Origin of the sequence: Pseudomonas guariconensis (assembly GCF_024127895.1) — a bacterium.
Lineage (GTDB): Bacteria > Pseudomonadota > Gammaproteobacteria > Pseudomonadales > Pseudomonadaceae > Aquipseudomonas > Aquipseudomonas guariconensis_B.
This window is the reverse complement of sequence record NZ_JAMYBK010000001.1, coordinates 261,464-287,713: the sequence shown is the minus strand read 5'-3', so window position 1 is coordinate 287,713 and position 26,250 is coordinate 261,464. Positions and strand designations below refer to the sequence as shown.

Below are 26,250 nucleotides of genomic sequence, written 5' to 3'. Positions count from 1 at the left end.
CCGCCGCGTCCTTTATGATGCCTGCCATGATCAAAGACCCTTTCGAACGACTCGGCCTGGACCGCGAGGTTCTCACCGTCAGCCAGCTCAACGGCCGCGCTCGCGTGCTGCTCGAGGACGTGTTCCGCAGCGTCTGGGTGGAAGGCGAGATTTCCAACCTCGCCCGCCCGGCCTCCGGCCATGTCTACTTCACCCTCAAGGACAGCGGCGCCCAGGTGCGCTGCGCGCTGTTCCGGCAGAATGCCGCCCGCGTGCGCCAGGCCCTGCGCGACGGCCTGGCGGTGCGGGTGCGCGGCAAGGTCTCGCTGTTCGAGGGGCGTGGCGACTACCAGTTGATCCTCGACAGCGTGGAGCCGGCCGGCGATGGCGCCTTGCGCCTGGCCTTCGAGGCACTGAAGGAGAAGCTCGGCGCCGAAGGCCTGTTCAGCGCCGAACGCAAGCGCCCCTTGCCGGCCCACCCGCAGCGCATCGGCATCGTCACCTCGCCTACTGGCGCAGTGATCCGCGACATCATCAGCGTCTTTCGCCGCCGCGCGCCCCAGGTCGAATTGAACCTGATCCCCACCGCGGTGCAGGGCCGCGAGGCCATCGGCCAGATCGTCCGCGCCTTGCAGCTCGCCGACAGCCGTGGCTTCGACGCACTGATCCTGGCCCGTGGTGGCGGCTCGCTGGAAGACCTCTGGTGCTTCAACGAGGAAGCCGTGGCCCGCGCCGTGGCGGCTTGCGTGACGCCCATCGTCAGCGCCGTGGGGCATGAGACCGACGTGTCGATCAGCGACTTCGTCGCCGACGTCCGGGCCCCGACCCCATCCGCCGCCGCCGAGTTGCTCGCCCCCGACAGCAGCGGCCTGCAGCAACGTCTCGAGAGCCTGCAACGGCGCCTGCTGCTGCGCATGCGTAACCGCCTGGCCCACGACCACCTGCGCCTGGAAAGCCTGGCCCGGCGCCTGCGTCACCCAGGCGAGCGCCTGCGCCAGCAGGCCCAGCGCCTGGACGACCTGGACATGCGCCTGCGCCGCGCCTTCATGCTCGGCATGAACCAGCGCCACGAACGCCTGGCGCGGCTCGACACACGCCTGTCCGCCCAGCACCCGGGGCGCACGCTGAAGCTGCTCGGCCAACGCCTGGACAGCCTTGCCGAGCGCTTGCCGCGAGCCATGCGCGAGGTGCTCAAGGACCGTCGCCAGCGCTTCCAGGCCCAGTTGCAGACCCTGCAGGTGGTCAGCCCGCTGGCGACCCTGGCGCGCGGCTACAGCATCCTGCTCGACGAGCGCGGCCAGGCCATTCGCAGCGCCGCCCAGACCCACAACGGCCAACGCCTGACCGCACGCCTGAACGAAGGCGAACTCAAGGTGCGGGTCGAGGACAATCACCAGACCCCGGTCACCCTTTCGCTACTGGACTGACACATGCCCCGCTTGTTCGCGCCCCTGCTCGCCCTGACCCTCCTGCTGCTCGGCACCAGTGCCCAGGCCAGCTACATCACCCGCCAGTTGAACAAGCCGGTCCCTGGCGGCGTCGCGGTGGTCGACCTCGGCCCGGCAGTCAGCGCGCCGAGCGCACGCTTCGACGGCAAGCCGGTGCTGGTGGTCAAGGAGCAGGACACCTGGCTGGCCATCGTCGGCATCCCCCTGACCCAGCAGCCCGGCACCGCCGTGCTCACCCAGGGCGGTCGCACCCTGCCCTTCACCGTCGTCGGCAAGAAGTACCCCGAGCAGCGCATCACCTTGAAGAACAAGCGCCAGGTCAACCCCAACCCCGAGGACCTCAAGCGCATCGACCGCGAACTGGCCGAACAGCTCAAGGCCTACCGCAGCTTCAGCCCCAACCTGCCGAGCAACCTGATCCTCGACAAGCCGGTCAACGGCCCGCTGTCGAGCCGCTTCGGCGTACGCCGCTTCTTCAATGGCGAGGAACGCAACCCGCACGCCGGGCTGGACTTCGCCGTGCCCGCCGGCACGCCGATCAAGACCCCGGCCAACGGCAAGGTGATCCTGGTGGGCGACTACTTCTTCAATGGCCGCACGGTGTTCGTCGACCATGGCCAGGGCTTCATCAGTATGTTCTGCCATATGTCCAGGATCGACGTGAAACCCGGCCAGGCGCTGCGCCGTGGCGAAGTGGTCGGCCGTGTGGGCGCCACCGGTCGGGCGACCGGGCCGCACATGCACTGGAATATCAGCCTGAACGATGCACGGGTGGACCCGGCGATCTTCATCGGGGCGTTCCAGCCCTGAGATCGGCGACATTGGGCCGCTTGCGCCCCTTGAAAAGACCGCGCAACCAACACGGTCTTTTTGCACCCAGCAAGCGATAAAATATCGAAAACCTACTTTTTTTGAGCATTTCTATCAATTTTTCTCGAAGGCTTGCCATCCTTCACCCCACTGGTTAGGGTTGAAGACATGAAAACGTCCACGACCCTCATTCTGCTCCGCCAACACCGCAGCCTCTGCCTGGTCAGTGCACGACTACCAGGGTGAATCGCGTCGCCTCGCCTTTTCATCTCGTTACGTCCGGCAGGCCCGATCACGGCCGCACACTAAAGGATTGCTTCCATGACCATGCTCAAAGACCCTTCGAAGAAATACCGCGCGTTCCCGACCATCGACCTGCCCGACCGCACCTGGCCGTCGAAGACCATCACCCAGGCGCCGATCTGGTGCAGCTCCGACCTGCGTGATGGCAACCAGTCGCTGATCGAGCCAATGGACTCGGAGAAGAAGCTGCGTTTCTGGAAGACCCTGGTGCAGGTAGGCGTCAAGGAAATCGAAGCGTCCTTCCCGTCCGCCTCGCAAACCGACTTCGACTTCGTGCGCACCCTGATCGAGGACGGCCACATCCCGGACGACACCACCATCCAGGTGCTGACCCAGGCCCGTGAAGACCTGATCGCCCGGACCTTCGAGTCCCTGCGCGGGGCCAAGAAGGCCATCGTCCACCTGTACAACGCCACCTCGCCGTCGTTCCGCCGCATCGTCTTCAACCAGGACAAGCAAGGCGTGAAGGACATCGCGGTGAACGCGGCCAAACTGTTCGTCAAGTACGCCGCCCAGCAGCCGGAAACCCAGTGGACGTTCCAGTACTCGCCGGAGACCTTCAGCGCCACCGAACTGGAGTTCGCCAAGGAAGTCTGCGACGCGGTGATCGAGGTGTGGAACCCGACCCCCGAGCACAAGATCATCCTCAACCTGCCGGCCACCGTCGAAGTGGCGACGCCGAACGTCTACGCCGACCAGATCGAGTGGTTCTGCCGCAACATCAGCCGTCGCGACAGCGTGATCATCAGCCTGCACACCCACAATGACCGTGGCACCGGCATCGCCGCCACCGAGCTGGGCCTGATGGCCGGCGCCGACCGCGCCGAAGGCTGCCTGTTCGGCAACGGCGAGCGCACCGGCAACGTCGACCTGGTCACCCTGGCCCTGAACCTCTACACCCAGGGCATCGACCCGCAACTGGACTTCTCCGACATCGACGGCGTGCGCAAGGTGGTCGAGGAGTGCAACCAGCTGCCGGTGCACCCGCGTCACCCGTACGTCGGCGACCTGGTCCACACCGCCTTCTCCGGCTCGCACCAGGACGCCATCCGCAAAGGCTTCGCCCAGCAGAAGGACGGCGAACTGTGGGAAGTGCCTTACCTGCCGATCGACCCGGCCGACATCGGCCGCAGCTACGAGGCGGTGATCCGCGTCAACAGCCAGTCCGGCAAGGGGGGCATCACCTACCTGCTCGAGCAGGAGTACGGCATCAGCCTGCCGCGCCGCATGCAGATCGAGTTCAGCCAGGTGGTACAAGGCGAAACCGACCGCTTGGGCCTGGAAATGACCGCCCAGCAGATCTACAGCCTGCTGCACAAGGAATACCTCCAGGCCAACACCCCGTACGCGCTGGTCAGCCATCGCCTGCAGGAAGAAAACGGCCACAGCGCGGTGGAAGTGGAAGTCGCCGGTGAAGGCGAGACCACCCTGCACTGGCGCGGCAAGGGCAACGGCGCCCTGGAAGCCCTGGTCGCCGGCTTGCCGATCGGTGTGGAGATCATGGACTACAACGAGCACGCCATCGGTGCCGGTACCAATGCCAAGGCCGCGGCCTACATCGAGCTGCGCGTGGCCGGTGGCCGTCCGGTGCATGGCGTGGGCATCGACGAAAACATCACCACCGCCAGCTTCAAGGCCCTGTTCAGCGCGCTGAACCGCTCGCTGAGCCAGCAAGCAGCGAAGGCGGCATAAGTCACACCGCAACATGCAAAGCCCCTGTCGAAAGACAGGGGCTTTCTTGTGCTCGACAGTTAGAGCGAAACGTAATTCGTTGATTTGGGCAAACCCTGTGGACATTCCGTCAACCGAATGTTCTGCGTGCGGCAGCGCTGCCCGGAGGGCTGGGTCATCTCCCTCAGAACAACTTGATCGTATAGCTCAGGATCAACCGGTTCTCATCGATATCCGTGCGGTAGTTCGATCGCGCCACCACGTTGCGGATACGTACGCCAACGCCCTCCAACGGCCCACTCTGCACCACATAGGCCAGGTCCAGGTCGCGCTCCCAGTCACGCCCCTCGAAGCCCAACCCCGTCTCCACGTCCTTGCCCTTCACATAGCGCAAGGTCGACGTCAGCCCAGGAATCCCCAGCACCACGAAGTTGTAGTCATGCCGGACCTGCCACGAGCGCTCGCCCGGGGCGGCGAACTCGTAGGTGGGCAGCGTGTTGCCCAGCGGGTTGGTGTTGGCGCCGACCTGGATGAAGCCGTCGTCGCCACCGATCTGCTGGTAGCCCAGGTAGAAGGTATGCCCGCCGTGCTTGGCGGAGAACAAACCGAACAACGCATGGTTGTCGTACTCGCCGGCGATCTGCCGGCCGTCCTCGCGGGCATCGAAGTAACCTGCGTTGACCCCCAGCACCCAATCCCCCACCGGCTCGGCATGCTTGAAGCTGTAGAAACGCTGCTGGTAGATGTCCTCGAGTTGCGCCTGCCACACCCCGACACTGGTGCGGTTGTCGTTGAAGGCATAGTCGGCGCCGACGTAGTTGAAGCGGTCGCTGGTGAAACGGGCCAGGCGCTGCGGGTTGATCGGGTCGTTGACCAGGGCATACATCTTCTGGTCGTTGGACGAGTCGCGCAGGCGGGTGGAGCGGAACTGGCCCGCGCTCAGGGTCAGCCCCGGGAACTCGCGGGATTCGAGCATCGCGCCCTGGTAGGTCGGTGGCAACAGGCGCAAGTCGCTGAACACCAGCACCGGCAGGTTCGGCATTAGCTCGCCGATCTTCAGTTCGGTCTTGGAGGCCTTGAACTTGATCGCCGCACCCAGGCGGCCGTACTCGTCCGCCGACTCACCGTCGGCGTGCGTGGGCAACAATCCCGACCTGGCCCGGTCAGGGCTGCTGTCGAGCTTGATGCCGAGCAGGCCGATGACATCGACACCGACGCCGACCGTACCCTGGGTATAGCCGGAGCTGGCATTGAGGATGAAGCCCTGTGCCCATTCCTCGGTCTTCGATTGCCTGTTCGCCCCCTGGATATCGGAATAATCGCGGCTGAAGTAATAGTTGCGGGCTTGCAGGGTGGCCTGGGCACCTTCGATGAAACCGGCTTGCTCGGCGACCGACTCACCGCACAGGGCGGCGGCCAGGCAACCGCCAGTCAGGCGAACGGCCGGGTTGAGACGCTGTGACATTCGGGCATGCATGGAACGACTCCTGGATTTCGGGCAATGGCGATCCGTCGCGGTGGCCTGGGGCCAACCACGGGCGGAGTGCGACAAGGGGGATCGGCAAGCGGACCCAGGGCCCGCCTGCACTGCCGTTACGAAAGCCGGTCGGCCGCCTAGCGGTTGACCAGCTTGGCCGGCAAGGCGATCACCAGGAAGCAGCTGAGGATCAGGCAGCCTGCGAACACCCACAGCGCGGCATGGGAGGTGCCGGTAAGGTCGGTCACCAGGCCCATCAGCGAGTTGCTCACCAGGCCCGCGATGTTGGCCAGCGAGCAGGCCAGGGCGAAGCCGGTGGCCGCGGCGGTACCCTTGAGGAACGTCGCCGGCAGGCTGAAGAACACCGGTACCGCGCCGATGATCGCAGCCGAGGCGATGGAGAACAGCACCACGGTCACCACCAGGTTGTAGCTGAACAGGGTACTGCCGGCCATGGCGAACGCACCGATGACGAAGGGCACGATGATGTGCCAGCGGCGTTCGCGATGACGGTCGGAGCTCGCACCGATCATCAGCATGCCGAGCAAGGCGGCAAGGCTGGGGATGGCGGTCAGCAGGCCGATGTGGAAGGTGTCGCTGACGCCCGCGTCGCGGATGAAGGTCGGCATCCAGAAGCCCATGGCATAGGCGCTGAGCAGGATGGAAAAGTCGATGCCACCGAGCATCCACACCTTCAGGTTGAAAAAGCCATCGCGGAAACTGTGCTTGCTGCCCTTCCCTTCCGCGTCATCGGCGGCGAGATCGCTGGCCAGTTGCGCCTTGTCGTCCTCCGACAGCCACTTGGCCTGCTGGAAGTTGTTGGGCAGCGCCCAGAAGGTCAGGATACCGAGCAGCACACTCGGGATCGCCTCCAGCAAGAACAGCCATTGCCAGCCGTGCAAACCGTGCACCTGGTCGAAATGGCCCATGATCCAGCCGGAGATAGGCCCGCCGATCACGCTCGACAGCGGCAGCCCGATCATGAACAGGGCGATGATGCGCCCACGCCGGTAGGTCGGGTACCACATGGTCAGGTAGTACAGCACGCCCGGCAGGAAGCCCGCCTCGGCGGCCCCCAGCAGGAAACGCAGGATATAGAACTGGGTGGTGCTGGTGACGAACATGGTGCAGGCCGAGAGCAGGCCCCAGGTGATCATGATACGGGCGATCCAGATCTTCGCACCGACACGCTCGAGGATCAGGTTGCTGGGCACTTCGAAGATGATGTAGCCAACGAAGAACAGCCCGGCGCCCAGGCCATAGGCCGCGGTGCTGAACTGCAGGTCTTCGAGCATCTGCAGCTTGGCGAAGCCGACGTTGATGCGGTCGAGATAAGCGGCGAGATAGCAGAAGCACAGGAAGGGGATGAGCCTCCATGTGATCTTTCGATAAAGCGCTTGTGTGCCATGGTCGGCTTCGCTATGGACCGTGGTTGCATTCGCAATGGGCATTTTCTGTCTCCTGGCGGCGACTTGTGGTTGTTGTATAGGCCAGCAGTTTTCGACGCTCCGGGAGCGCCGCGAACTACAAGCGACTTTCCAGGGCAGCGTCACAAGATCCCCGAGCGCTCCTGCGGGGAGGTCGCCCAGACAGCAGGCGGCCAGGGAACGGGCTTCCCGCGCCGTTCCTCGATTGTTATGGGTGCGCCGGTCGAGTCAGCCGGCCAGGCGCGCCAGTTGTTCCATGGCTTCCTGCCGACTGACGACATCGCCGTACTTGCTGTCGATGTCGAACAGGTTGGCCTCGTGGGGAGCGGGATGGCGATCGCCCACGCATTCACGAACCACGATGGTACGGAACCCATGCTGCACGGCGTCCACCGCGCTGGCACGGATGCAGCCGCTGGTGGAGCAGCCGGCCAGCACCACGGTGTCGACCCCTTGTGCATGCAGCAGCGAGGCCAGGCTGGTACCGAAGAAGGCACTGGCGTACTGCTTGCTGATCACCGGCTCCCCTGGCCGTGGCGCCACCGGGGCGCAGAACGCCGCCAGCGGGTTGCCCTCGACCATGTCCTTCATCACCGGCGCCTTGCGCACCCAGATACCCCCATCGGCGAAATGCCCAGGCTGGTAGCGGATGTTGGTATGCACCACCAGGGTACCGCAGCCACGGGCCAGTTCCAGCAGGCCAGCGGCCTGCTCCACCGCCGACACCACGCCCGGGGCGTAGAGCGGCGCACCTGGTGTGGTGTAGCCCTGCATGAAGTCGATCAGCAGCAAGGCAGGCTTGCGGCCGAAGCCGATGCGCTGGCCCCACACGCCCTGGTAGTTGTCGCTTGCACTCTGCACGTCGCTCATTTCCGCCTCCCGACTCAGTAGGCGCCCGACAGCAAGGCACCGGCACCCGGCACCACTGGCTCCAGGTCCAGGGCCTTGAGCATGGCGTAGGTGGTGGCGATGGCCGCAGTGACCACCGGCTTGCCGGTCTGCGCCTCGACCTTGGCCACCGCCGACAGCGACTGCATCTGCACGCAGGCCGACAGCACCACCACATCGACGCCTTCCAGGTCCATGTCGGCGACGATACCGGGCAGGTTGGCCGGGTCGTGGCGGGCCACGGCGAGGTTGTCGGGGATTTCCAGCGCGCGCCAGTCCTGCACCTCGAAGCCTTCTTCACGGATGTAGTTCACCACCAGTTCGGTGAGCGGCTTCATGTAGGGCGCGACGATGGCGATGCGTTTGGCCTTCATCACGTGCAAGGCTTCGACCAGGGCACCGGCGCTGGTGATCACCGGGGCCTGCGCCTCATTGTCGGCGGTGGCCTTTTGCAGGCGCTTTTCCGACTGGCGATGGTAGCCCAGCCCCATGGCCATGATCGCCACCAGGCAGGCGTAGCCCAGCACGTCGACCTTGGCGTCGGACAGCTCGACCGCGCAACGGTCGGACTCGGCGTCCATCGCCGCCAGCTCTTCCTTCTTCACCTGTTTCATGCGCATGCGGCTGGAGTGGAAGGTGAAACGCTCGGGGCGGATGGCCTGGCGCGCCATGAGCATCGCCGGGATCTCGGTCTCCATGGTGGTGTTCGAGCTCGGCACGATCTGGCCGATGCGATACAGCTTGGTCATGTTGCGTGCTCCTTCAGACGAGAGGTTGGCCGAGGAAATCGCCGAACGCGGCGAAGAAACCTTCAAGGTCATCCCAGGGAATCATGTGCCCGGCGTTGTCGACGTGAACCACCTGGATATCCGGCTTGAGCTCGCGGATCTCGGCGATGTCCTGGGGCTGGATCACGCCGCCGCGCCCGGCCACCATCAACAGTGCCGGCTGGCTCACGGCGGGCAGGTACTGGTGGATATCCACCTCGTGGAAGTCCTCGAAGGCGCGCACGATCGCCGGCTCATGGCAGGTGTGCAGCCACTCGGCGCGCAGTTGCAGTTGCTCGTCGCTCCAGGTTGGGCAGAACGCGCGCATGTCGTCGCCGGTCATGCCGATGCTGGCCTGGCGGATCGAGTCCACGTACCACGGCAGCTTGCTCGGATACGCGCGGCGCCCCGGCCCGGAGACCGGCGGGTCCACCAGCACCAGGCGCTGCAGGCCCGGTGCGCCCGCGGCGGCGGCACGGATGGCGAAACGCGCCCCCATCGAGTGGCCGAGCAGGTCATAGCGCTCAAGGCCCAGGGCCTCGGCGAACGCCGGGATGTCCGCGGCGCAGGCATCGGTGCCATAGTCCAGGCCCGGACCGCTGGAGGACAGGCCACGGCCGCGCACGTCGAGCACGTAGGTGTCGAAGTGCTGGCCCAGGCGCTCGGCCACGAAGCCCCAGGTGATCGCCGGGCTGGTGATCCCCGGCACCAGGATCAGCGCCGGGCCCTTGCCACCGTAGCGCAGGTAGTGCTGGCGGATGCCGTTGGCACTGACGTTGCCACCCTCGACGAAGGTGCTCATGCCGCTTCCCCGCTCTTGAGCTGCTGGCCGTAGAGGTCATAGCCATAGACCCACGCCGGATCTTCCTGGGTACGCAGGAAGGTGTTGGCGTTGGACACGGCCTGCACTCGCGAGGCGCGCTCCTTGCGGTTGGCCTCGTACAGGGCGAAGGCGGTGTGGTGGTCGGACAGCCCGGTTTCCTCCAGGCAGCGGGTCAGCATGGCGGCATCCTCGATGGCCATGCAGGCGCCCTGGGCCATGTGCGGCTTCATCGGGTGACAGGCGTCGCCCAGCAGCACCAGGCGGCCACGGCTCCACAGCGGCAGCGGGTTGCGGTTGCGCAGCGGCCACTTGGTGATCGACTCGGTGGAGCGGATCAGGTTCTGCACCGTCGGGTGGTAACCCTCGAAGGCCGCCAGCATCTCTTCCTGGCTGCTGTCGACGAACGGGCCCTGGAAGTCCCAGGCCTCGTGCGGCACGCCGGTGACGAAGTAGTACTCGTCCCGCTTGCCGGTGGTGTAGTAGACCATCATGTGACGGTCCTCGGTCCACCACTTCACGCAGTCTTCGAACACGTCCGAATAGCGCGCCAGTCGCTCGCCGCGGATCAGCGCCCGGTGGGCGACCCAACCGCTGTAGATCGGTGCTTCAGCGCCCAGCAGCGCTTCGCGGATCTTCGAGTGGATGCCGTCGGCACCGATGACGATGTCAGCCACGGTGCTGGTGCCGTCGGCGAAGGCCAGGCGCACCTGGTCGCCATCATCGACGATGCTTTCCAGGCGCTTGCCGAAATGCACGGTGCCCGGCTTGATGGCGGCGATTTGCAAGGCATGCAGGTCGCCACGGTGAATGGTGATGTACGAGGCGCCGTACTCGCGACGGGCGAACTCGCCAAGGGGAATGCGCGACAGGTAGTCGCCGCTCAGGCCGTCGCGGCTGAACCAGAAGTCCGGGTGGGAGCTCATCAGCTCCAGCTTCTGCTCCAGCCCCATGCGGCGGAAGATCTTCATCACGTTCGGGCCGATGTGGATACCGGCGCCCAGCCGGGTGAACTCCGGTGCCTGCTCATAGACCTCGACGTCGAAGCCTGCCTGCTGCAACAACGTCGCGGCGGCCGCACCACCCAGCCCTGCACCGACGATCGCGATTTTCTGTCTACCCCGCATGGGCATGTCTCCTCTTGTTCTGATGGATCGCAAGCGGGAGGTCCCGCCTGGCGATTTACAGTGTATACGCTCTATTTTTTCAAAGTGAAGATGCTGCACCAGGATATTTTCAAACAACCGATTGAAGTCGACGAACGGCCTACTGTTACTGTATACATTGATAAATGTGTGCTTTCGTAACGAACCAATACAGTGCTTGCGCTTTGCTCGGGGATGCGCTTTTCTATTGCAAATAGGGTGTACACACTATTTATAAGCACTACAACGAAGCACGTGGCACCACCATGGTGCAACGGCCTCCCCCTTCACGCCTGACCAGGAGAAACCCGATGCCGGTTAGCAACGCAGAACTGACCCAGATGTTCGAGCACGTGCTCAAGCTGTCCCGCGTGGACGAAACCCAGAGCGTGGCCGTGCTCAAGAGTCACTATTCCGACCCACGCACGGTGAACGCGGCGATGGAAGCGGCGCAGCGCCTGAAGGCCAAGGTCTATGCGGTGGAGCTGCCGTCGTTCAACCACCCCAGGGCCATGGGCAACGACATGACCGCCTACTGCGGCGACACGGCGCTCACCGGCAACCTCGCCGCCCAGCGCGCCCTGGAAGCCGCCGACCTGATCGTCGACACCATGATGCTGCTGCACTCCCCCGAGCAGGAGCAGATCCTCAAGACCGGCACGCGCATCCTGCTGGCCGTGGAGCCGCCGGAAGTGCTGGCGCGGATGCTGCCGAACGAAGAGGACAAGCGTCGCGTGCAGGCCGCCGAGGCCATGCTCAAGCAGGCGCGCGCCCTGCACGTGCGCTCCAAGGCCGGCAGCGATTTCCATGCCCCGCTGGGCCAGTACCCGGCCGTCACCGAATACGGCTACGCCGACGAACCCGGGCGCTGGGACCACTGGCCCAGCGGCTTCCTGTTCACCTGGCCGAACGAGGACAGCGCGGAGGGCACCCTGGTGCTGGACGTGGGCGACATCCTGCTGCCGTTCAAGACCTACTGCCGCGAACGCATCACCCTGGAGATCGAGAAGGGTTTCATCACCGGCATCCACGGTGGCTTCGAGGCCGAGTACCTGCGCGACTACATGAAATACTTCGACGACCCCGAGGTGTACGGCATCTCCCATATCGGCTGGGGCCTGCAACCCCGCGCCCAATGGACCGCCATGGGCCTGCACGACCGCAACGACGGCATGTGCATGGACGCCCGCGCCTTCTATGGCAACTTCCTGTTCTCCACCGGCCCCAACACCGAGGTCGGCGGCAAGCGCAAGACGCCGTGCCACATGGATATCCCGCTGCGCAACTGCGACATCTACCTCGACGACCAGGCCGTGGTGCTGGCCGGCGACGTGGTCGCCCCCGAGGCCTCCAAAGCCCGCTAGCCCTGACCCGCGGCTTGGTTATACTGGCCGGACGCTCCGCTACCGGGGGCCGGCCAGCCCCCTCCACACAAGCCAAGCCATCACATGCCCAGAAAACCCAGCCCAGCTCCCGCCGCCCCACAGATCGACGCCACGCCCTACGATGTCACCGAACAGATCGGCCACCTGCTGCGCAAGGCCTATCAGCGGCACACGGCGATCTTCCAGCAGCAGGCCTGCGACCCGCAGCTCACCTCGATCCAGTTCGTCACCCTGTGCGCCCTGCGCGACAACGGCCCCAGCTCCCAGGCCGAGCTGATCAAGGCCACCGCGGTGGACCAGGCGACCATTCGTGGCATCGTCGAGCGCCTCAAGAGCCGTGGCCTGATCCAGCTGTCGCCAGACCCAGGCGACCGGCGCAAGGTCATCGTCGAACTCACCGAGGCGGGCAACACCCTGCTCGACGCCATGATCCCCTGCGCCCGCCGGATCAGCGAACTGAGCATGGGCAGCCTGAACGCGGCGGAGCAGGTGGCGATCCTGTTCCTGCTGCGCAAGATGATCGACAGCGACGAGTCGGCTGGCTGATCCGTCCCGGGGCAGTTTTCTTCACAGGCGTTCATGCCATTGGGGGCCGCTTCGCGCCCCATGATGGCAACGCACGACTTGACTGACTGACATAGCCGCAATCATCCCTGGCCTGCTTCTTGCCTACTCATTTAATGTAGTGAGTACTTACCGAAAAAACGCCCCCGTTGAGTCCTTTGGTAGCGCCCCGATACTCGCCCATGAACGGCAAGCAACCTCCAGAGATGAGCGAACCATGCAAAAAGACATCTCCCTGCGAGTCAACGGCCAGGCAGTCGAGGTCAGCGCGACGCCCGACACGCCACTGCTCCTGGTCCTGCGCAACGACCTGTGCCTGAACGGCCCGAAATACGGCTGCGGCCTGGGCGAATGCGGCGCCTGCACGGTGATCATCGACGGTGTCGCGGCACGCGCCTGCGTGATCCCGCTGTCCGGTGCCGAAGGCCGCGATATCACCACCCTCGAAGGGCTCGGCAGCAAGGCCGCGCCGCACCCGGTGCAGCAGGCGTTCATCGACGAGCAGGCAGCGCAATGCGGCTACTGCATGAACGGCATGATCATGACCGCCAAGGCCCTGCTCGACCGCATCCCCAACCCCAACGACGAACAGATCCGCAACGAACTGTCCGGCAACCTCTGCCGCTGCGGCACCCACGTCGAAATCCTGCGCGCCGTGCGTCGCGCAGCCGGCCGCCAGGCCTGAGCCCGGAGACAAGCATGAATCACTCACAGCAGGTTCCCACCCGCGACCAGTTGCTGGCCAAGACCGGCGTACTGCTCATCGTCGACGAGATCGTCCCGCCCTCGGGCCCGGTGGCCAAGGGCGTGACGCCGGAGGTCAAGGACAAGGAGTTGGCGCTGTTCCTAGCCGTCAGTGACGATGGAACGGTCTACGCCTTCAACGGCCACGTGGACCTGGGCACCGGCATCCGCACCTCGCTGGCGCAGATCGTCGCCGAGGAACTGGACCTGCGCATGGACCAGGTGCACATGGTGCTCGGCGATACCGAGCGGGCACCGAACCAGGGCGCCACCATCGCCAGCGCTACCCTCCAGATTTCCGCCGTGCCGCTGCGCAACGCGGCGGCGGAGGCACGGCGCTTCCTCCTGCGACGAGCAGCGCAGCAGCTGGCTGCCGATGTTGAGCAACTGCGCATCGAGGACGGCGTGGTGATCGCTGGCGACGGCCGTGCACTGGCGTTCGCCGAACTGGTGCGCGGCGAGCGCCATCGACTGCTCATCTCCGGCGACGCGCCGCTCAAGCGCATCGAGGACTACCGCCTGGTCGGCCGTAGTGCCGCGCGCGTGGACATCCCCGGCAAGGCCACCGGCGAGCTGACCTACGTCCACGACATGCGCCTGCCCGACATGCTTCATGGCCGCGTGGTACGCCCGCCCTACGCCGGCTACGACAGCGGCGAATTCGTCGGCAACAGCCTGCTGGCAGTGGACGAATCGTCGATCGCCCATATCCCCGGCGTGGTCGCGGTGGTGGTGATCCGCGATTTCGTCGGCGTGGTCGCCCAGCGCGAAGAACAGGCAATGCGTGCCGCGCACGAACTGAAGGTCAGCTGGAAACCCTGGACCGGCAAGCTTCCCGACCTGTCCGACGTGGCCCAGGCGATCCGCGACAACCCTAGGGTCCAGCGTACCGTGCTGGACAAGGGCGATGTCGACGCCGGCATCGCCAACGCCAGCCAGCGCCTGAGCCGGAGCTACCTGTGGCCGTACCAGTTGCACGGCTCGATCGGCCCGTCCTGCGCGCTGGCCGACTACACCGAAGGGCAGATCCGCGTCTGGTCCGGTACCCAGAACCCGCACCTGCTGCGCGCCGACCTGGCATGGCTGGTGGAATGCCCGGAAGAACGCATCGAGATCATCCGCATGGAAGCGGCCGGATGCTACGGGCGCAACTGCGCCGACGATGTCTGCGCCGATGCGCTGCTGTTGTCACGCGCAGTAGGCCGGCCGGTGCGGGTGCAACTGACCCGCGAGCAGGAGCATGTGTGGGAACCCAAGGGCACGGCGCAACTGATGGAGATCGATGGCGGGCTCAACGCCGACGGCAGCGTGGCCGCCTACGACTTCCAGACCAGCTACCCGTCCAATGGCGCCCCCACCCTCGCCCTGCTGCTGACAGGAGCCGTGGAGCCGGTGCCGGCGCTGTTCGAGATGGGCGACCGCACCTCGATCCCGCCCTACGACTACGAACACATGCGCGTCACCATCAACGACATGACCCCGCTGGTGCGGGCCTCGTGGATGCGCGGCGTATCGGCCTTGCCCAACAGCTTCGCCCACGAGTCGTACATCGACGAGCTGGCCTTCGCCGCGGGCGTCGACCCGGTCGAGTACCGCCTCAAGCACCTGTCCGACCCACGGGCCATCGACCTGGTCAAGGCCACTGCCGAGCGCGCCGGCTGGCAACCCCACGACGCCCCCATGCAGACCCCGGCCGAGGGTGACGTGCTGCGCGGTCGGGGCTTTGCCTATGCGCGCTACATCCACAGCAAGTTTCCCGGTTTCGGTGCGGCCTGGGCGGCCTGGGTCGCCGATGTCGCGGTGGACCGGCGCACTGGCGAAGTGGCGGTGACCCGCGTGGTGATCGGCCATGACGCCGGCATGATGGTCAACCCGGAAGGGGTGCGGCACCAGATCCACGGCAATGTGATCCAGTCCACCAGCCGGGTGCTCAAGGAGCAGTTGAGTTTCGAAGACTCGAAAGTGGCGAGCAAGGAATGGGGTGGCTACCCGATCCTCACCTTCCCCGAGGTTCCGGACATCGACGTGATGATGCTGCCGCGCCAGCACGAGCCCCCCATGGGCAGCGGCGAATCGGCCTCGGTGCCAAGCGCCGCGGCTATCGCCAATGCCATCTTCGATGCCACCGGCATCCGCTTTCGTGAGCTGCCGATCACCGCCGAACGGGTACGTGCGGCGCTGGGCGGCGACAACCCCGGCAACGACACCCCGGCGCCCAGCGACGTGAAGACCAAGCGCTCGAAGTGGTGGTTCGGCTCGCTCGCCGGCCTGTTCGGCGCCGCCCTGGGCATGGCCGCCACCGCCCTGCCCTGGCGCGCCGAGATCGCCCCGGTGACGCCGCCTGCGGCTGGCAGCTGGTCGGCGTCGATGCTCGAACGGGGGCGCCAGGTGGCTGCCGCGGGCGATTGCGCGGTCTGCCACACGGTGAGCGGCGGCAAGGTCAATGCCGGCGGGCTGGCGATGGAAACACCCTTCGGCACGTTGTACAGCACCAACATCACCCCTGACCCGGAAACCGGTATCGGCCGCTGGTCGTTCGCGGCCTTCGAGCGAGCCATGCGCGAAGGCATCAGCCGCGATGGCCGGCACCTGTATCCGGCCTTCCCCTATACCTCGTTTCGCAACATCACCGACGGCGACATGCAAGCACTGTATGCCTACCTGATGTCCCAGGCCCCGGTACGCCAGGAAGCGCCCGCCAACCAGATGCGCTTCCCATTCAACCAACGCCCGCTGATGGCTGGCTGGAACGCGCTGTTTCTCAAGCGCGGCGAGTACCAGCCCGACCCGCAGCGCAGTGCACAGTGGAACCGTGGTGCCTACCTGGTCGACGGCCTGGGCCACTGCACCGCCTGCCACTCGCCGCGCAACCTGATGGGCGCCGAAAAGGCCGGCAGCAGCTATCTGGCCGGCGGCAAGGTCGACGGCTGGGAAGCACCGGCCCTCAATGCCTTGGGCACGTCGTCGATACCCTGGAGCGAACGCGAGCTGTTCGACTACCTGCGTACCGGTTTCTCTGACAAGCACGGCGTCGCCGCCGGCCCCATGGGCCCTGTGGTCAGCGAACTGGCCACCCTGCCGGAAAGCGACGTACGCGCCATCGCCCATTACCTGGCCTCCCTCGACGGCGAGCCACGAGCGGTAGCGGCCAAGGCACCGCCCCAGGCGGACACACAGGTGTCGCTGAGCAATGGCGAACGGGTGTTCAAGGGCGCCTGCCAGGCCTGCCACAGCGATGGCCTGGGACCGAAGCTGTTCGGCGTCAGCCCGTCGATGGCGGTCAACAGCAACGTCCACAGCGACCTGCCGGACAACCTGCTGCGCGTGGTGCTGCACGGCATCCCGACCCCGGCGACCCGCGACCTGGGCTACATGCCGGGCTTCAGGGACAGCCTGTCGGATCGGCAAGTGGCAGACCTGGCAGCCTACCTGCGCCAACGCTTCGCCGCCGACAAACCGGCCTGGGAAGGGTTGCAGGCCAGGAGCGCACAGGTACGCGCCAACCCCGGCAGCCACTGAGCCTCAGCGGCGCAGACCGCGCAGGGCCAGGTCGCTGATGAAGTGCAGCCAGTCGTCCTTGGCGCGCTTGTCGGTGAGGTCCTCGGCAAGGAACGAGCTCAAGGTGTAGCAATTGGAGTTATAGAAGTAGCAGAGCGAGGCGATCATCAGGTAGGCGTGCTTGATGTCGATGTCGTCGCGAAACAGGCCCTTGGCCTGCCCGGCTTCGATGATCGGCCGCAACACGCCGACCGCCTCGCCCGACAGCGCCTGCAGGTTCAGGGATTTGCGGGCGTGCTGGCCCTGGTGCAGGTTCTCGGTGGCAAGGATGGTGACGAACTCCGGGTGACGCAGGTAGTAGTCCCAGATGAACGCCACCAACTGGCGCAGCGCGGCCTCGGGGTCGGCGAGGTCGAGCCGCAGCTTGCCCTCGGCCTTGTTGAAGCTGGCATAGATATGTTCCAGCACGCTGATGAACAGCTTCTCCTTGTTACCGAAGTAGTAATAGATCATCCGGTCGTTGGACTTGGCCAGCTTGGAGATTTGCTCGATGCGCCCGCCGCTGAAGCCGTGCTTGCTGAACACCCGCACCGCCGCCTTGAGGATGCTGTCCTTGGTACGGTCGGCCTGCTGGGCACGAACGCCGGTTTTGCGATTCTGCATGTTGGTCCCTGTGGGGCAGTGCCAGATGGCCCGGATAGTACCAACACTGCCACAGGGCTCGCGCCTCTGCGCGACTTTTCTGGCGCGATGCACACCCTTTGGAACGAGGTAGCGGAACATGCGGCATCTCGACTTGCAGGTCATAGACCAGGCGCTGCAATGGGCCCGATCGGGCCAGCCGGTGTGGCTGTGCACGGTGCTCTCCACCTATGGCTCGGCACCCCGCTCGCCAGGCGCGATGCTGGTCAGCCGGGGCGTGGACGGGTACGTCGGGTCGTTGTCCGGCGGCTGTGTGGAAGAAGAGTTCCTGGAGAGCCTCGCACGGGGCGCATTCGCCCGACAGGCGCAGGTGGTGCGCTACGGCGATGGCCAGGAACAGAGCCGGCGCCTGCGCCTGCCCTGCGGCGGCGTCTTGGTGGTGTTGGTGGAGCACCGAGCGCCGGATAGCGACTGGCTGGAGCACCTCGAGGCCCTGCGTAGCGCGCTGCTCGGCCAGCGTCGGCTATCACGCCAGGTGAGCCTGGCAGATGGCGCCTTGCGCATCGACACCCACGGCGGCCAGGGCAATGCCCGCGTACGCCTGCTCGATGATGCGGTGCATATCGACATCGGCCCGGCCCTGCGCCTGGTGCTGGCCGGCCTGTCGCCGGTGGCCGAAGCCTGCGCCGACATCGCCCGTACGCTCGGCTGCGAGGTGATCGCATGCGATCCCCGGGAAGAAATGGCGCACGTGCAGCTCGACGGCGTGCAGATGCACCGCATCCTGCCTTCGATGTACATCGCAGCGCACGGCTGCCATGCCGCGACGGCCGTGGTGGCGCTGACCCACGACCCGAAGATCGACGACCTGGCGTTGATGGAGGCGGTCAACACCCCGGCCTTCTACATCGGCGCCATGGGCTCGACCACCACCTCGGCCCGCCGCGCCGAACGCCTGCGGCGCATTGGCGGGCTGACCAACGCACAGATCGAACGCCTGCACATGCCCATCGGGCTGGACCTGGGCAGCAAGTCGCCAGCGGAGATCGCCCTGGCGGTGATGGCGGATGTGCTGCGGGTGTATCGGGGCAAGGCGCGGCATGCGTTGTAGCGGTGCGCAAGGGACGCCGAGCGGCCCCAATGGCGCTGGCACCGGGCCTACCCCACGATGCCTTCTGCCAGGCAAAAAAAAGGGGCGCCGACCAAGCGCCCCATAAGCCGTGCAGCACACAACAAATACGATGTCAGTCCAGCAGGGCCATGGCCTCGGCACTGCAGGCCTCGATCCGCGCCCAGTCGCCGTTCTTGATCCAGCTGCTGTCGAGCATCCAGGTCCCCCCCACGCACATGACGTTGGGCAGGGCCATGTAGTTGCGCACATTGGCCGGGTTGACGCCGCCAGTCGGGCAGAAACGAATGTCGCCGAACGGGCCGGCGTAGGCTTTGATCGCCGCCACCCCACCACTGATCTCGGCGGGGAACAACTTGAAGCGCCGGTAGCCGAGGGCGTAGCCCATCATGATTTCCGACGGCGTGCTGATGCCCGGCAGCAGCGGGATGTCGCTGTCCACGCCTGCTTCGAGGATGTCCTGGGTGACCCCGGGAGTCACCACGAACTGCGCGCCAGCGGCCTCGACGGCGGCGAACATGCCGCGGTCCAGCACGGTACCGGCACCGATGCACAGCTCCGGCCGCTGCTCGCGCAGCACGCGGATGGCCTTAAGGCCGTGCTCGGAACGCAACGTCACCTCCAGGGTGCGGATGCCACCGGCGGCCAGGGCGTCGGCCAGGGGCAGGATGTCTTCCTCACGGGCGATGGTGATCACCGGCAGGATGCGCGCCTGGCCACAGATCGCGTCGATCCGGGCGGCTTTCTCGGCCATCGAGAGCAGAGGCTGTGGGCGTTCAAGCGTGGTCATGAGAGTGGATCCTTGGCTCATGGGCACCAGTAGATGTCCAGGGGGTCGTGAAGAAAGGCGCGAATCGGCATTTCGGTTGGGTCGGCGCCCGCCAGGGCGGCGCGCAGGGTAGCGAGTTTGCCCGGGCCTTGCACGGACAGGGCGATGAAGCCGGCGCTGGCCAGCAGTGCGCGGCTCATGCTCAGGCGCTGGCGCGGCACGCTCGGCGCCAGCATCGGCAGGCAGCGGCGCGTGCCGGCAGGGTCCAGGCCTTCGGCCAGGTTGGGGCTGGCCGGGAACAGCGACGCCGTGTGGCCGTCGTCGCCCATGCCCAGCACCAGCACATCGATCGGCGGCAGCTCGGCCAGGGCCTGGTCGGCCAGGGCAGCGGCGGCCTCGAGGTTGTCAGCGCAGTGGTACAAACCGACGAAGCGTGCCTTGGCCGCCTCGCCCGTGAACAAGTGACGCGCCAGCAGCCCGGCGTTGCTGTCGGCATGCGCCACCGGCACCCAGCGCTCGTCGGCCAGGCTCACGGTGACCTTGGCCCAATCCAGCGGCTCGCCGGCCAGGCGCTCGAGAAACGGCACCGGGCTGCGCCCGCCAGACAGCACCAGGCAGGCCTGGCCCTTGGCAGCGATGGCCTGGCGCAGGCGCTCGGCCACATCACCGGCCAGGGTCTCGGCCAGCGTGGCGGAGTCCGCCAGTGAGTGCGCCTTCACCTGCGCAGGCAATTGCAGTTCAGATATCGCCATACCACGCCCTCCCATCGCGTGTAATCAGAGCGATCGAGCTCATCGGCCCCCAGGATCCAGCCGCATAGGGCTTGGGGGCGTCGCCGGCGTTCTTCCAGCCGGCGATCAGCTGGTCGCACCATTTCCAGGCATATTCGATCTCGTCCTTGCGCACGAACAGGTTCTGGTTGCCGCGCATCACTTCCAGCAGCAAGCGCTCGTAGGCATCGGGAATCCGCGCGCTGCGCCAGGTATCGGAGAAATTCAGCTGCAGCGGCCCGCTGCGCAGTTGCATGCCTTTGTCCAGGCCCTGTTCCTTGGTCATCACCCGCAAGGAAATGCCTTCGTCCGGTTGCAGGCGGATGATCAGTTTGTTACCGATCTGCAAACGCTGTTCCGGGGCGAAGATGTAGTGCGGCGTTTCCTTGAAATGGATGACGATCTGCGACAGTTTCTGCGGCATGCGCTTGCCGGTGCGCAGGTAGAACGGCACGCCCGACCAGCGCCAGTTGCGGATATCGGCACGCAGGGCGACGAAGGTCTCGGTATCGCTGGCGGCGTTGGCGTTGTCCTCTTCCAGGTAGCCTGGCACCGGCTTGCCATCGCTGTAGCCGGCGATGTACTGGCCCCGCACCACGCAGGTGCTCAGGGCCTCGCCGGTGATCGGCGCCAGGGCCTTGAGCACCTTGACCTTCTCGTCGCGGATGCTGTCGGCCGACAGGTCGCTGGGCGGGTCCATGGCGATCAGGCAGAGCAGCTGCAACAGGTGGTTCTGGATCATGTCGCGCAGCTGGCCAGCCTTGTCGAAGTAGCCCCAGCGCCCCTCGATACCGACCTTCTCGGCCACGGTGATCTCCACGTGGGAGATGGAGTTCTGGTTCCACTGGGTTTCGAACAGGCTGTTGGCGAAACGCAGGGCGATCAGGTTCTGCACCGTCTCCTTGCCCAGGTAGTGGTCGATGCGATAGACGCGGCTCTCCGGGAAGAAGCGCGCCACGGCGTCGTTGACCCGGCGCGACGACTCCAGGTCGTGGCCGATGGGCTTCTCCAGCACCACCCGGGCACGATCGGCCAGGCCGGCCTTGTCGAGGTTCTCGCAGATCGCCCCATAGACTGCCGCAGGCGTGGCGAAGTAGGCGATCAACGGCAGCTCGCCGGCAACCTGCTCGGCCAGGGCCTGGTAGCCCTCGGGCTGGAGGAAGTCCAGGCGCAGGTAGCTCAGGCGGCCGAGGAATCGCCCCAGGGTCGCCGCCTCGATGTCCGCCTCGGGCACGAAGCGGCGCAGGTGCGCCTCGATGGTCGCCAGGTGCTGCTCGCCGTCGCCTGCCTCGCGGGCCAGCGCCAGCAGGCGGGAATCGGCGTGCAGCAGGCCGGCACGGTCGAGCTGGTAGAGCGCGGGGAACAGCTTGCGCAGTGCCAGGTCGCCGAGGGCGCCAAACAGGGCAAAGGTGCAAGGTTCTACACTGATCGCAGCCATGATGTTGGTTCTTTCCTAAAGTTGACCTAGGAATATCGTGTTCAAACACGATTTTCAAGGGGTAATGTAGTAAAAACCACAACATTACCGACAAATGTTACAGACAAGTGGTGCGGCAACCTTACCGCCAGTACGATAGACACCGTGCAAAAAGCCTGCTGTTCCACCAGCCGGCCGTCTTCCCGACCCAAGGACATACCATGGACCGCGTGCGAAACCTCCTGGAACAGATCCAGGGACGCCTCGACGAGCTGAACAAGGCCGAACGCAAAGTCGCCGAGGTCATCCTGCTCAACCCGCAACAAGCCACCCGCTTCAGCATCGCCGCCCTGGCCCAGGCGGCCAAGGTCAGCGAGCCGACCGTCAACCGTTTCTGCCGCTCGTTCGGCGTCAGCGGCTACCCTGAGCTGAAGCTGCAACTGGCGCAGAGCCTGGCCAGCGGCGCCGCCTACGTCAGCCGCGCCGTGGAGGCCGACGACGATCCGGCCGCCTACACCCAGAAGATCTTCGGCAGCGCCATCGCCTCGCTCGACAGTGCCTGCCAGCAGCTCGACCCGCAGCAGGTCAGCCGCGCCGTGGACATGATGATCCAGGCCCGGCAGATCCACTTCTTCGGCCTCGGCGCCTCGGCCCCGGTGGCCCTCGACGCCCAGCACAAGTTCTTCCGCTTCAACCTGGCCGTGTCGGCCCACGCCGACGTGCTGATGCAACGCATGCTGGCCTCGGTGGCGCACACCGGTGACCTGTTCGTCATCATCTCCTACACCGGGCGCACCCGCGAACTGGTGGAGGTGGCGCGCCTGGCCCGGGAAAACGGCGCCTCGGTGCTCGGCCTGACCGCCGCCGGCTCGCCGCTGGCCAAGGCCTGCAGCCTGAGCCTGCACATCCCGCTGCCGGAGGACACCGACATCTACATGCCGATGACCTCGCGGATCATCCAGCTCACCGTGCTCGACGTGCTGGCCACCGGCATGACCCTGCGCCGTGGCGTGGACTTCCAGCCCCACCTGCGCAAGATCAAGGAAAGCCTCAACGCCAGCCGCTATCCCATCGAGGACGACGAGCTCAACTGAGCCGATGCGCCTGCAGGCGCAGGTGGGCACGCTGCCCCGGCGCCAGGCTCAGGCCCTCGTCACTGCCGCTGGCCGCCTCGACGCAGACGAAACGCTGGCACTCGCGCCCGCTCACGCCCATCAGCGGACGCTTGCCCGGGTGCCAGACCACGGTGTCGTCGCTGTCGCCAGTATCGATGCACAACGCCCGCTCCCAGGCCGGGTCCTGCAATTGCACTCGGGGTGTGCCCGGATAGACCTTCTGGCAACCGCCCTTGAGCTTCAGGGCGCCGTCCTCGCGGCAGGCCTGGCGGTTCAGGCGGTCGTAGCCCTCGATATCCTCCAGCCCAGACAGCGCTATCTCCGAGACGTCGCTGATACGCCAGTAAGCCAGCAGCGCATGGCTCAACTGGCAGGGCTCGCTGTCCTGGTGCTCGGTGCTCAGGCGCAGCTCCATGCGGCTGTCCAGCCGCGCATGCAGGTCGACCTGCCAGTCGCACAGCTGCAGGCGCCACCTGAGGGTCACGCCTTCCTCGTCCTCGCGGCTGTCCATCAGCTTCCAGTCGAGCAACCGCGCCCAGCCGTGGGCCGGCCACAGGTCCTCGCTGGGGTGGCGGCCATACCAGGGCCAGCACACCGGCACGCCACCACGGATCGCACCGACCTGCGGCCACTGTTCGGCGCACCACAGCCAAGGCCGTTCGCCGGCCGGCTGGAAATGCAGCAGCTGCGCGCCCTGGCGGCTGAACACCGCCTGGCAACGGGGATGATCGATGATCAGCACATCGCGCTGCTGGTAACGCTCCCACTCGAAGGTCGGCCTGGGCCGCTGCGAGGTGAAGAAGCGATGGAGCGGATGTTCGGGCATGGTTGCAAGGCTCTTGTTGTTGAGATAGCGCTGTCTCGACCTGGGCCCTGTTGCCACTGCGGGCCAGTGGGAACAGGGTTGCCAAGAATGGATGGCGTAAATTTACAACAATTTTTCTCAGAATGACGACTGAATCTTCAGGCCCGCGACCAGCGCGTTGTCCACCTCGTCCACCCCGCCCGGGCTCTTGATGTATTGCAGGTTGGGGCGCACGGTCAGCCAGTTAGTGACGTGGAAGCCGTAGTACAGCTCGGCGTTGTACTCGGTGCGCTGCAGCGGCACGAAGCCTGGGTTGTCGTAGTCGTCGATGCCGCTGGCGGCATTGAGCTGCCCGGCGCGCTTCTTCACGTCGTCGTTGACGTGGATACGGGCGATGCCGAAGCCGATGTCATCCTTGGGCCGGGCATCGAAGGGCCCCTTGTAGACCAGGCCGAGCTGCTGGTAGTTGTCGATGACGTTGGTGGCCTTGTCGTGCACGGTGAAATTGGCGAACAGGCTCAGGCCACGATTGACGTCGCCGCCATGGGCGGTGACCTGCTGCTGCGCCACCACCCACCAGCCATGCTTGCTGGAGTGGGACTTGAAGTCATTGCCGGTGATGCCTTGGGGCTGGCCATTGACGTCTTCGTAGACATCGTCGGCCTTGGCGGTGCTGTAGTAGTAGCCCAGCCGGTACTCGCCCGGCAGGCCATTGACCTTCGGCGACCAGACCATCTCCACCGGCAGGATCGCCCCCTTGGTGCCGCTGCCGCTGAGCTTGAAGCCGTTGCCGGTCTCCAGGTTCGAGGGGTTCTGCTCGAAGGCGCCGACCTGGACGAAGAATTCCGGGTTGATGTTGTACTTGACCCGCAGGGCCCACTGGCTGACCGGCCAGTTGTACCAGATGCCACCGACCCAGTTGCCCACCTGAGAGCCACAGAACGCCAGGTTCTGGAAGTCGCAGGGGAAGCTGTTGAAGTCCTCGCCTTCGCCGAAGCGGCCGAATTTCACGTCCAGGGCGCCATCGAAGTACTTCTGCTTGATCCACATCTGGGTCAAGCGCCAGGTCTGGCCACGCCCCCAGACCTCCTGGACCGAGCTGAACTGGCCGGCACGCGGGTCGCTGATGCGGTCGTTGGACAGGTTGCGGCCACTGCGCTCGGTGATCGCCAGCTTGAACTCGGCGTCATGCCAGCCAAGGATCTTCTCCAGGTCCAGGTGCGCGCCGAGGGCGAATTGGTCGCTGTAGCGCGCGGTCTTGTCGTCGTTGTAGCCACCGTGCAGGTTGCCGGCTACCTCGCCGACGTAGTCGAGGGTGAAATCGTAGCCTTTCTCCAGCAGTTCGGTGCGGGCTCCGCCCCAGTCACCGGTCATCCATTTCGACTCCGTCGAGAAGGCCTCGGCGGCCTGTGCGCCACTGCTGCCGACGATGGCCAGCATGGCCAGCGCCCCCAGCGTCCCGATGCGTTTGCAATGATCCATCCCTTGTTCCTCATTTCTTGTTATTGATGGTTTAGACGACTCAGCGCCCTTTGAAACGAGCCACGTTGTCCTTGACCACTGGGGCCGGCGTGGCCAGGTCCAGGCGTTCGCCGCTGACCGCGTCGAACAGCAGCACCCGCCCCGGATCGAACTGCAGGTTCAGGCTGTCGCCGACACGGCACGCCACATCCGGCGCCAGGCGGCAGCAGACCTTGGTCTGGTTGAGGGTGACGAACACCAGCAGGTCCGGCCCGGTGGGTTCGATGACCTGCACTTCAGCCCGGATACCCGGCAGGCCGTTGCCCTCCTCCGCCCCCAGGGTGATCTGTTCCGGGCGCACGCCGAGGATGATCTCGCGCCCGTCCAGCGCATCGTCCAGCACGCCGAGCGACAGCTCGCAGCGGGCCTGGCCGCTGTCGAGCAGGGCCAGCAGGCGCCCCTCCTGTTTCGTCAGGCGCACGGGAATGAAGTTCATCGGCGGCGAGCCGATGAAGCTGGCCACGAACAGGTTGGCCGGATCGTTGTAGATCTGCCGCGGCGTGCCGAACTGCTGGATGACCCCGTCCTTCATCACCGCCACCTTGTCGCCCAAGGTCATGGCTTCGATCTGGTCGTGGGTGACGTATACCGTGGTGGTCTTCAGGCGCTGGTGCATCAGCTTGATCTCGGTGCGCATCTCCACCCGCAGCTTGGCGTCGAGGTTCGACAGCGGCTCGTCGAACAGGTAGATCTTCGGCCGTCGCGCCAGGGCCCGGCCCATGGCCACCCGCTGCTGCTGGCCGCCGGAGAGCTGGCCGGGCTTGCGCCCGAGCAGGTGCTCGATCTGCAGGAGCCTGGCGACCCGCGCCACCTCCTCGTCGATGGCCGCCTGGGACATCTTGCGGATCTTCAGGCCGAAGGCGATGTTGTCGCGCACGCTCATGGTCGGGTACAGCGCGTAGGACTGGAACACCATGGCGATGTCCCGGTCCTTGGGGCTCATGCCGCTGATGTCGGCACCGTCGACGAGGATCTCGCCGCCGCTGATGTCTTCAAGGCCGGCGATGCAGTTCATCAGGGTCGACTTACCGCAGCCGGAGGGGCCGACCAGGATCAGGAACTCGCCGGACTCGATGGCCAGGTCGATCGCCTTGAGGGTATCCGGCAGGCCGCTGCCGTAGCGTTTGTTGACGTTGCGAAGTTCGAGCCGTGCCAT

The 26,250-nt window shown here is 65.8% G+C and carries 22 protein-coding genes; 9 read left to right on the top strand and 13 right to left on the bottom strand.

The window, feature by feature from the left end:
• Window positions 1-26: 26 nt before the first annotated feature.
• From xseA to leuA, 3 genes are all read left to right on the top strand, one after another.
• Window positions 27-1,406 (top strand): exodeoxyribonuclease VII large subunit, encoded by a 1,380-nt coding sequence (gene xseA / locus NJF35_RS01345; RefSeq protein ID WP_253081235.1) that lies wholly within the window; start codon window positions 27-29, stop codon window positions 1,404-1,406.
• 3 nt (window positions 1,407-1,409) lie between these two features.
• Window positions 1,410-2,237 carry a M23 family metallopeptidase gene (locus tag NJF35_RS01340; RefSeq protein ID WP_253090600.1) on the top strand — a complete coding sequence of 276 codons (828 nt, stop codon included), beginning with the start codon at window positions 1,410-1,412 and terminating at the stop codon, window positions 2,235-2,237.
• Between the two features lie 321 nt (window positions 2,238-2,558).
• Window positions 2,559-4,232 (top strand): 2-isopropylmalate synthase, encoded by a 1,674-nt coding sequence (gene leuA / locus NJF35_RS01335; protein ID WP_225787245.1) that lies wholly within the window; start codon window positions 2,559-2,561, stop codon window positions 4,230-4,232.
• Between the two features lie 163 nt (window positions 4,233-4,395).
• On the opposite strand, the gene NJF35_RS01330 is transcribed toward leuA, so the two are convergent.
• The 6 genes from NJF35_RS01330 to NJF35_RS01305 all read right to left on the bottom strand — a co-directional run bounded on the left by NJF35_RS01330 (window position 4,396) and on the right by NJF35_RS01305 (window position 10,717).
• A complete protein-coding gene (locus NJF35_RS01330; protein ID WP_225787244.1) occupies window positions 4,396-5,688 on the bottom strand; it encodes an OprD family porin in 1,293 nt (430 codons plus the stop codon).
• 137 nt (window positions 5,689-5,825) lie between these two features.
• On the bottom strand, window positions 5,826-7,139 hold the full coding sequence (locus NJF35_RS01325) for an MFS transporter (RefSeq protein ID WP_225787243.1): 1,314 nt from the start codon (window positions 7,137-7,139) through the stop codon (window positions 5,826-5,828).
• Window positions 7,140-7,343: 204 nt separating this feature from the next.
• Entirely contained in the window at window positions 7,344-7,985 is a 642-nt protein-coding gene (locus NJF35_RS01320; protein ID WP_225787242.1) for an N-carbamoylsarcosine amidohydrolase, read from the bottom strand.
• A gap of 14 nt (window positions 7,986-7,999) precedes the next feature.
• Complete coding sequence (locus tag NJF35_RS01315) at window positions 8,000-8,752, bottom strand: Asp/Glu racemase (RefSeq protein WP_225787241.1); 753 nt, start codon at window positions 8,750-8,752, stop codon at window positions 8,000-8,002.
• A 13-nt stretch (window positions 8,753-8,765) separates the two neighbouring features.
• A complete protein-coding gene (gene nicD / locus NJF35_RS01310; protein WP_253090599.1) occupies window positions 8,766-9,572 on the bottom strand; it encodes an N-formylmaleamate deformylase in 807 nt (268 codons plus the stop codon).
• On the bottom strand, window positions 9,569-10,717 hold the full coding sequence (locus NJF35_RS01305; protein WP_253081240.1) for an FAD-dependent monooxygenase: 1,149 nt from the start codon (window positions 10,715-10,717) through the stop codon (window positions 9,569-9,571). Before NJF35_RS01305 ends, nicD begins: the two co-directional genes overlap by 4 nt.
• A gap of 329 nt (window positions 10,718-11,046) precedes the next feature.
• Here NJF35_RS01305 and NJF35_RS01300 point away from each other — a divergent pair, with 329 nt between their 5' ends.
• The 4 genes from NJF35_RS01300 (at window position 11,047) to NJF35_RS01285 (ending at window position 16,947) form a co-directional block, all read left to right on the top strand.
• A complete protein-coding gene (locus NJF35_RS01300; RefSeq protein ID WP_253090598.1) occupies window positions 11,047-12,099 on the top strand; it encodes a 2,5-dihydroxypyridine 5,6-dioxygenase in 1,053 nt (350 codons plus the stop codon).
• 84 nt (window positions 12,100-12,183) lie between these two features.
• On the top strand, window positions 12,184-12,666 hold the full coding sequence (locus NJF35_RS01295) for a MarR family winged helix-turn-helix transcriptional regulator (protein WP_225787237.1): 483 nt from the start codon (window positions 12,184-12,186) through the stop codon (window positions 12,664-12,666).
• 235 nt (window positions 12,667-12,901) lie between these two features.
• Entirely contained in the window at window positions 12,902-13,369 is a 468-nt protein-coding gene (locus NJF35_RS01290; protein WP_253090597.1) for a (2Fe-2S)-binding protein, read from the top strand.
• Between the two features lie 14 nt (window positions 13,370-13,383).
• Window positions 13,384-16,947 carry a molybdopterin cofactor-binding domain-containing protein gene (locus tag NJF35_RS01285; RefSeq protein ID WP_253090596.1) on the top strand — a complete coding sequence of 1,188 codons (3,564 nt, stop codon included), beginning with the start codon at window positions 13,384-13,386 and terminating at the stop codon, window positions 16,945-16,947.
• Between the two features lie 3 nt (window positions 16,948-16,950).
• Here the strand turns inward: NJF35_RS01285 and NJF35_RS01280 are convergent, their stop codons facing one another.
• The gene (locus tag NJF35_RS01280; RefSeq protein ID WP_225787234.1) at window positions 16,951-17,589 is read right to left on the bottom strand and encodes a TetR family transcriptional regulator; all 639 of its coding nucleotides are present in this window, start codon (window positions 17,587-17,589) and stop codon (window positions 16,951-16,953) included.
• Between the two features lie 118 nt (window positions 17,590-17,707).
• Between NJF35_RS01280 and NJF35_RS01275 the strand changes: the two genes are divergently transcribed.
• On the top strand, window positions 17,708-18,679 hold the full coding sequence (locus NJF35_RS01275; protein ID WP_253081243.1) for an XdhC family protein: 972 nt from the start codon (window positions 17,708-17,710) through the stop codon (window positions 18,677-18,679).
• A 133-nt stretch (window positions 18,680-18,812) separates the two neighbouring features.
• Here the strand turns inward: NJF35_RS01275 and NJF35_RS01270 are convergent, their stop codons facing one another.
• From NJF35_RS01270 to zwf, 3 genes are read right to left on the bottom strand one after another with little or no spacing between them, the layout of a single operon-like run.
• On the bottom strand, window positions 18,813-19,487 hold the full coding sequence (locus NJF35_RS01270) for a bifunctional 4-hydroxy-2-oxoglutarate aldolase/2-dehydro-3-deoxy-phosphogluconate aldolase (protein ID WP_225787232.1): 675 nt from the start codon (window positions 19,485-19,487) through the stop codon (window positions 18,813-18,815).
• A gap of 17 nt (window positions 19,488-19,504) precedes the next feature.
• Complete coding sequence (pgl, locus tag NJF35_RS01265; protein WP_253090595.1) at window positions 19,505-20,218, bottom strand: 6-phosphogluconolactonase; 714 nt, start codon at window positions 20,216-20,218, stop codon at window positions 19,505-19,507.
• Window positions 20,205-21,674 (bottom strand): glucose-6-phosphate dehydrogenase, encoded by a 1,470-nt coding sequence (gene zwf, locus NJF35_RS01260; protein ID WP_225787230.1) that lies wholly within the window; start codon window positions 21,672-21,674, stop codon window positions 20,205-20,207. The genes pgl and zwf overlap by 14 nt, the downstream gene beginning before the upstream one ends.
• A 209-nt stretch (window positions 21,675-21,883) precedes the next feature.
• Between zwf and hexR the strand changes: the two genes are divergently transcribed.
• Window positions 21,884-22,747, top strand: coding sequence for a DNA-binding transcriptional regulator HexR (gene hexR / locus NJF35_RS01255; RefSeq protein ID WP_225787460.1), 864 nt, complete (start codon window positions 21,884-21,886; stop codon window positions 22,745-22,747).
• Here the strand turns inward: hexR and NJF35_RS01250 are convergent.
• The 3 genes from NJF35_RS01250 to NJF35_RS01240 all read right to left on the bottom strand — a co-directional run bounded on the left by NJF35_RS01250 (window position 22,740) and on the right by NJF35_RS01240 (window position 26,250).
• On the bottom strand, window positions 22,740-23,594 hold the full coding sequence (locus tag NJF35_RS01250) for a D-hexose-6-phosphate mutarotase (protein ID WP_225787229.1): 855 nt from the start codon (window positions 23,592-23,594) through the stop codon (window positions 22,740-22,742). The two genes, hexR and NJF35_RS01250, sit on opposite strands and share 8 nt — an antisense overlap.
• Window positions 23,595-23,711: 117 nt before the next feature.
• Entirely contained in the window at window positions 23,712-25,013 is a 1,302-nt protein-coding gene (locus NJF35_RS01245) for a carbohydrate porin (protein WP_225787459.1), read from the bottom strand.
• Window positions 25,014-25,095: 82 nt separating this feature from the next.
• On the bottom strand, window positions 25,096-26,250 hold the full coding sequence (locus NJF35_RS01240; protein WP_225787228.1) for an ABC transporter ATP-binding protein: 1,155 nt from the start codon (window positions 26,248-26,250) through the stop codon (window positions 25,096-25,098).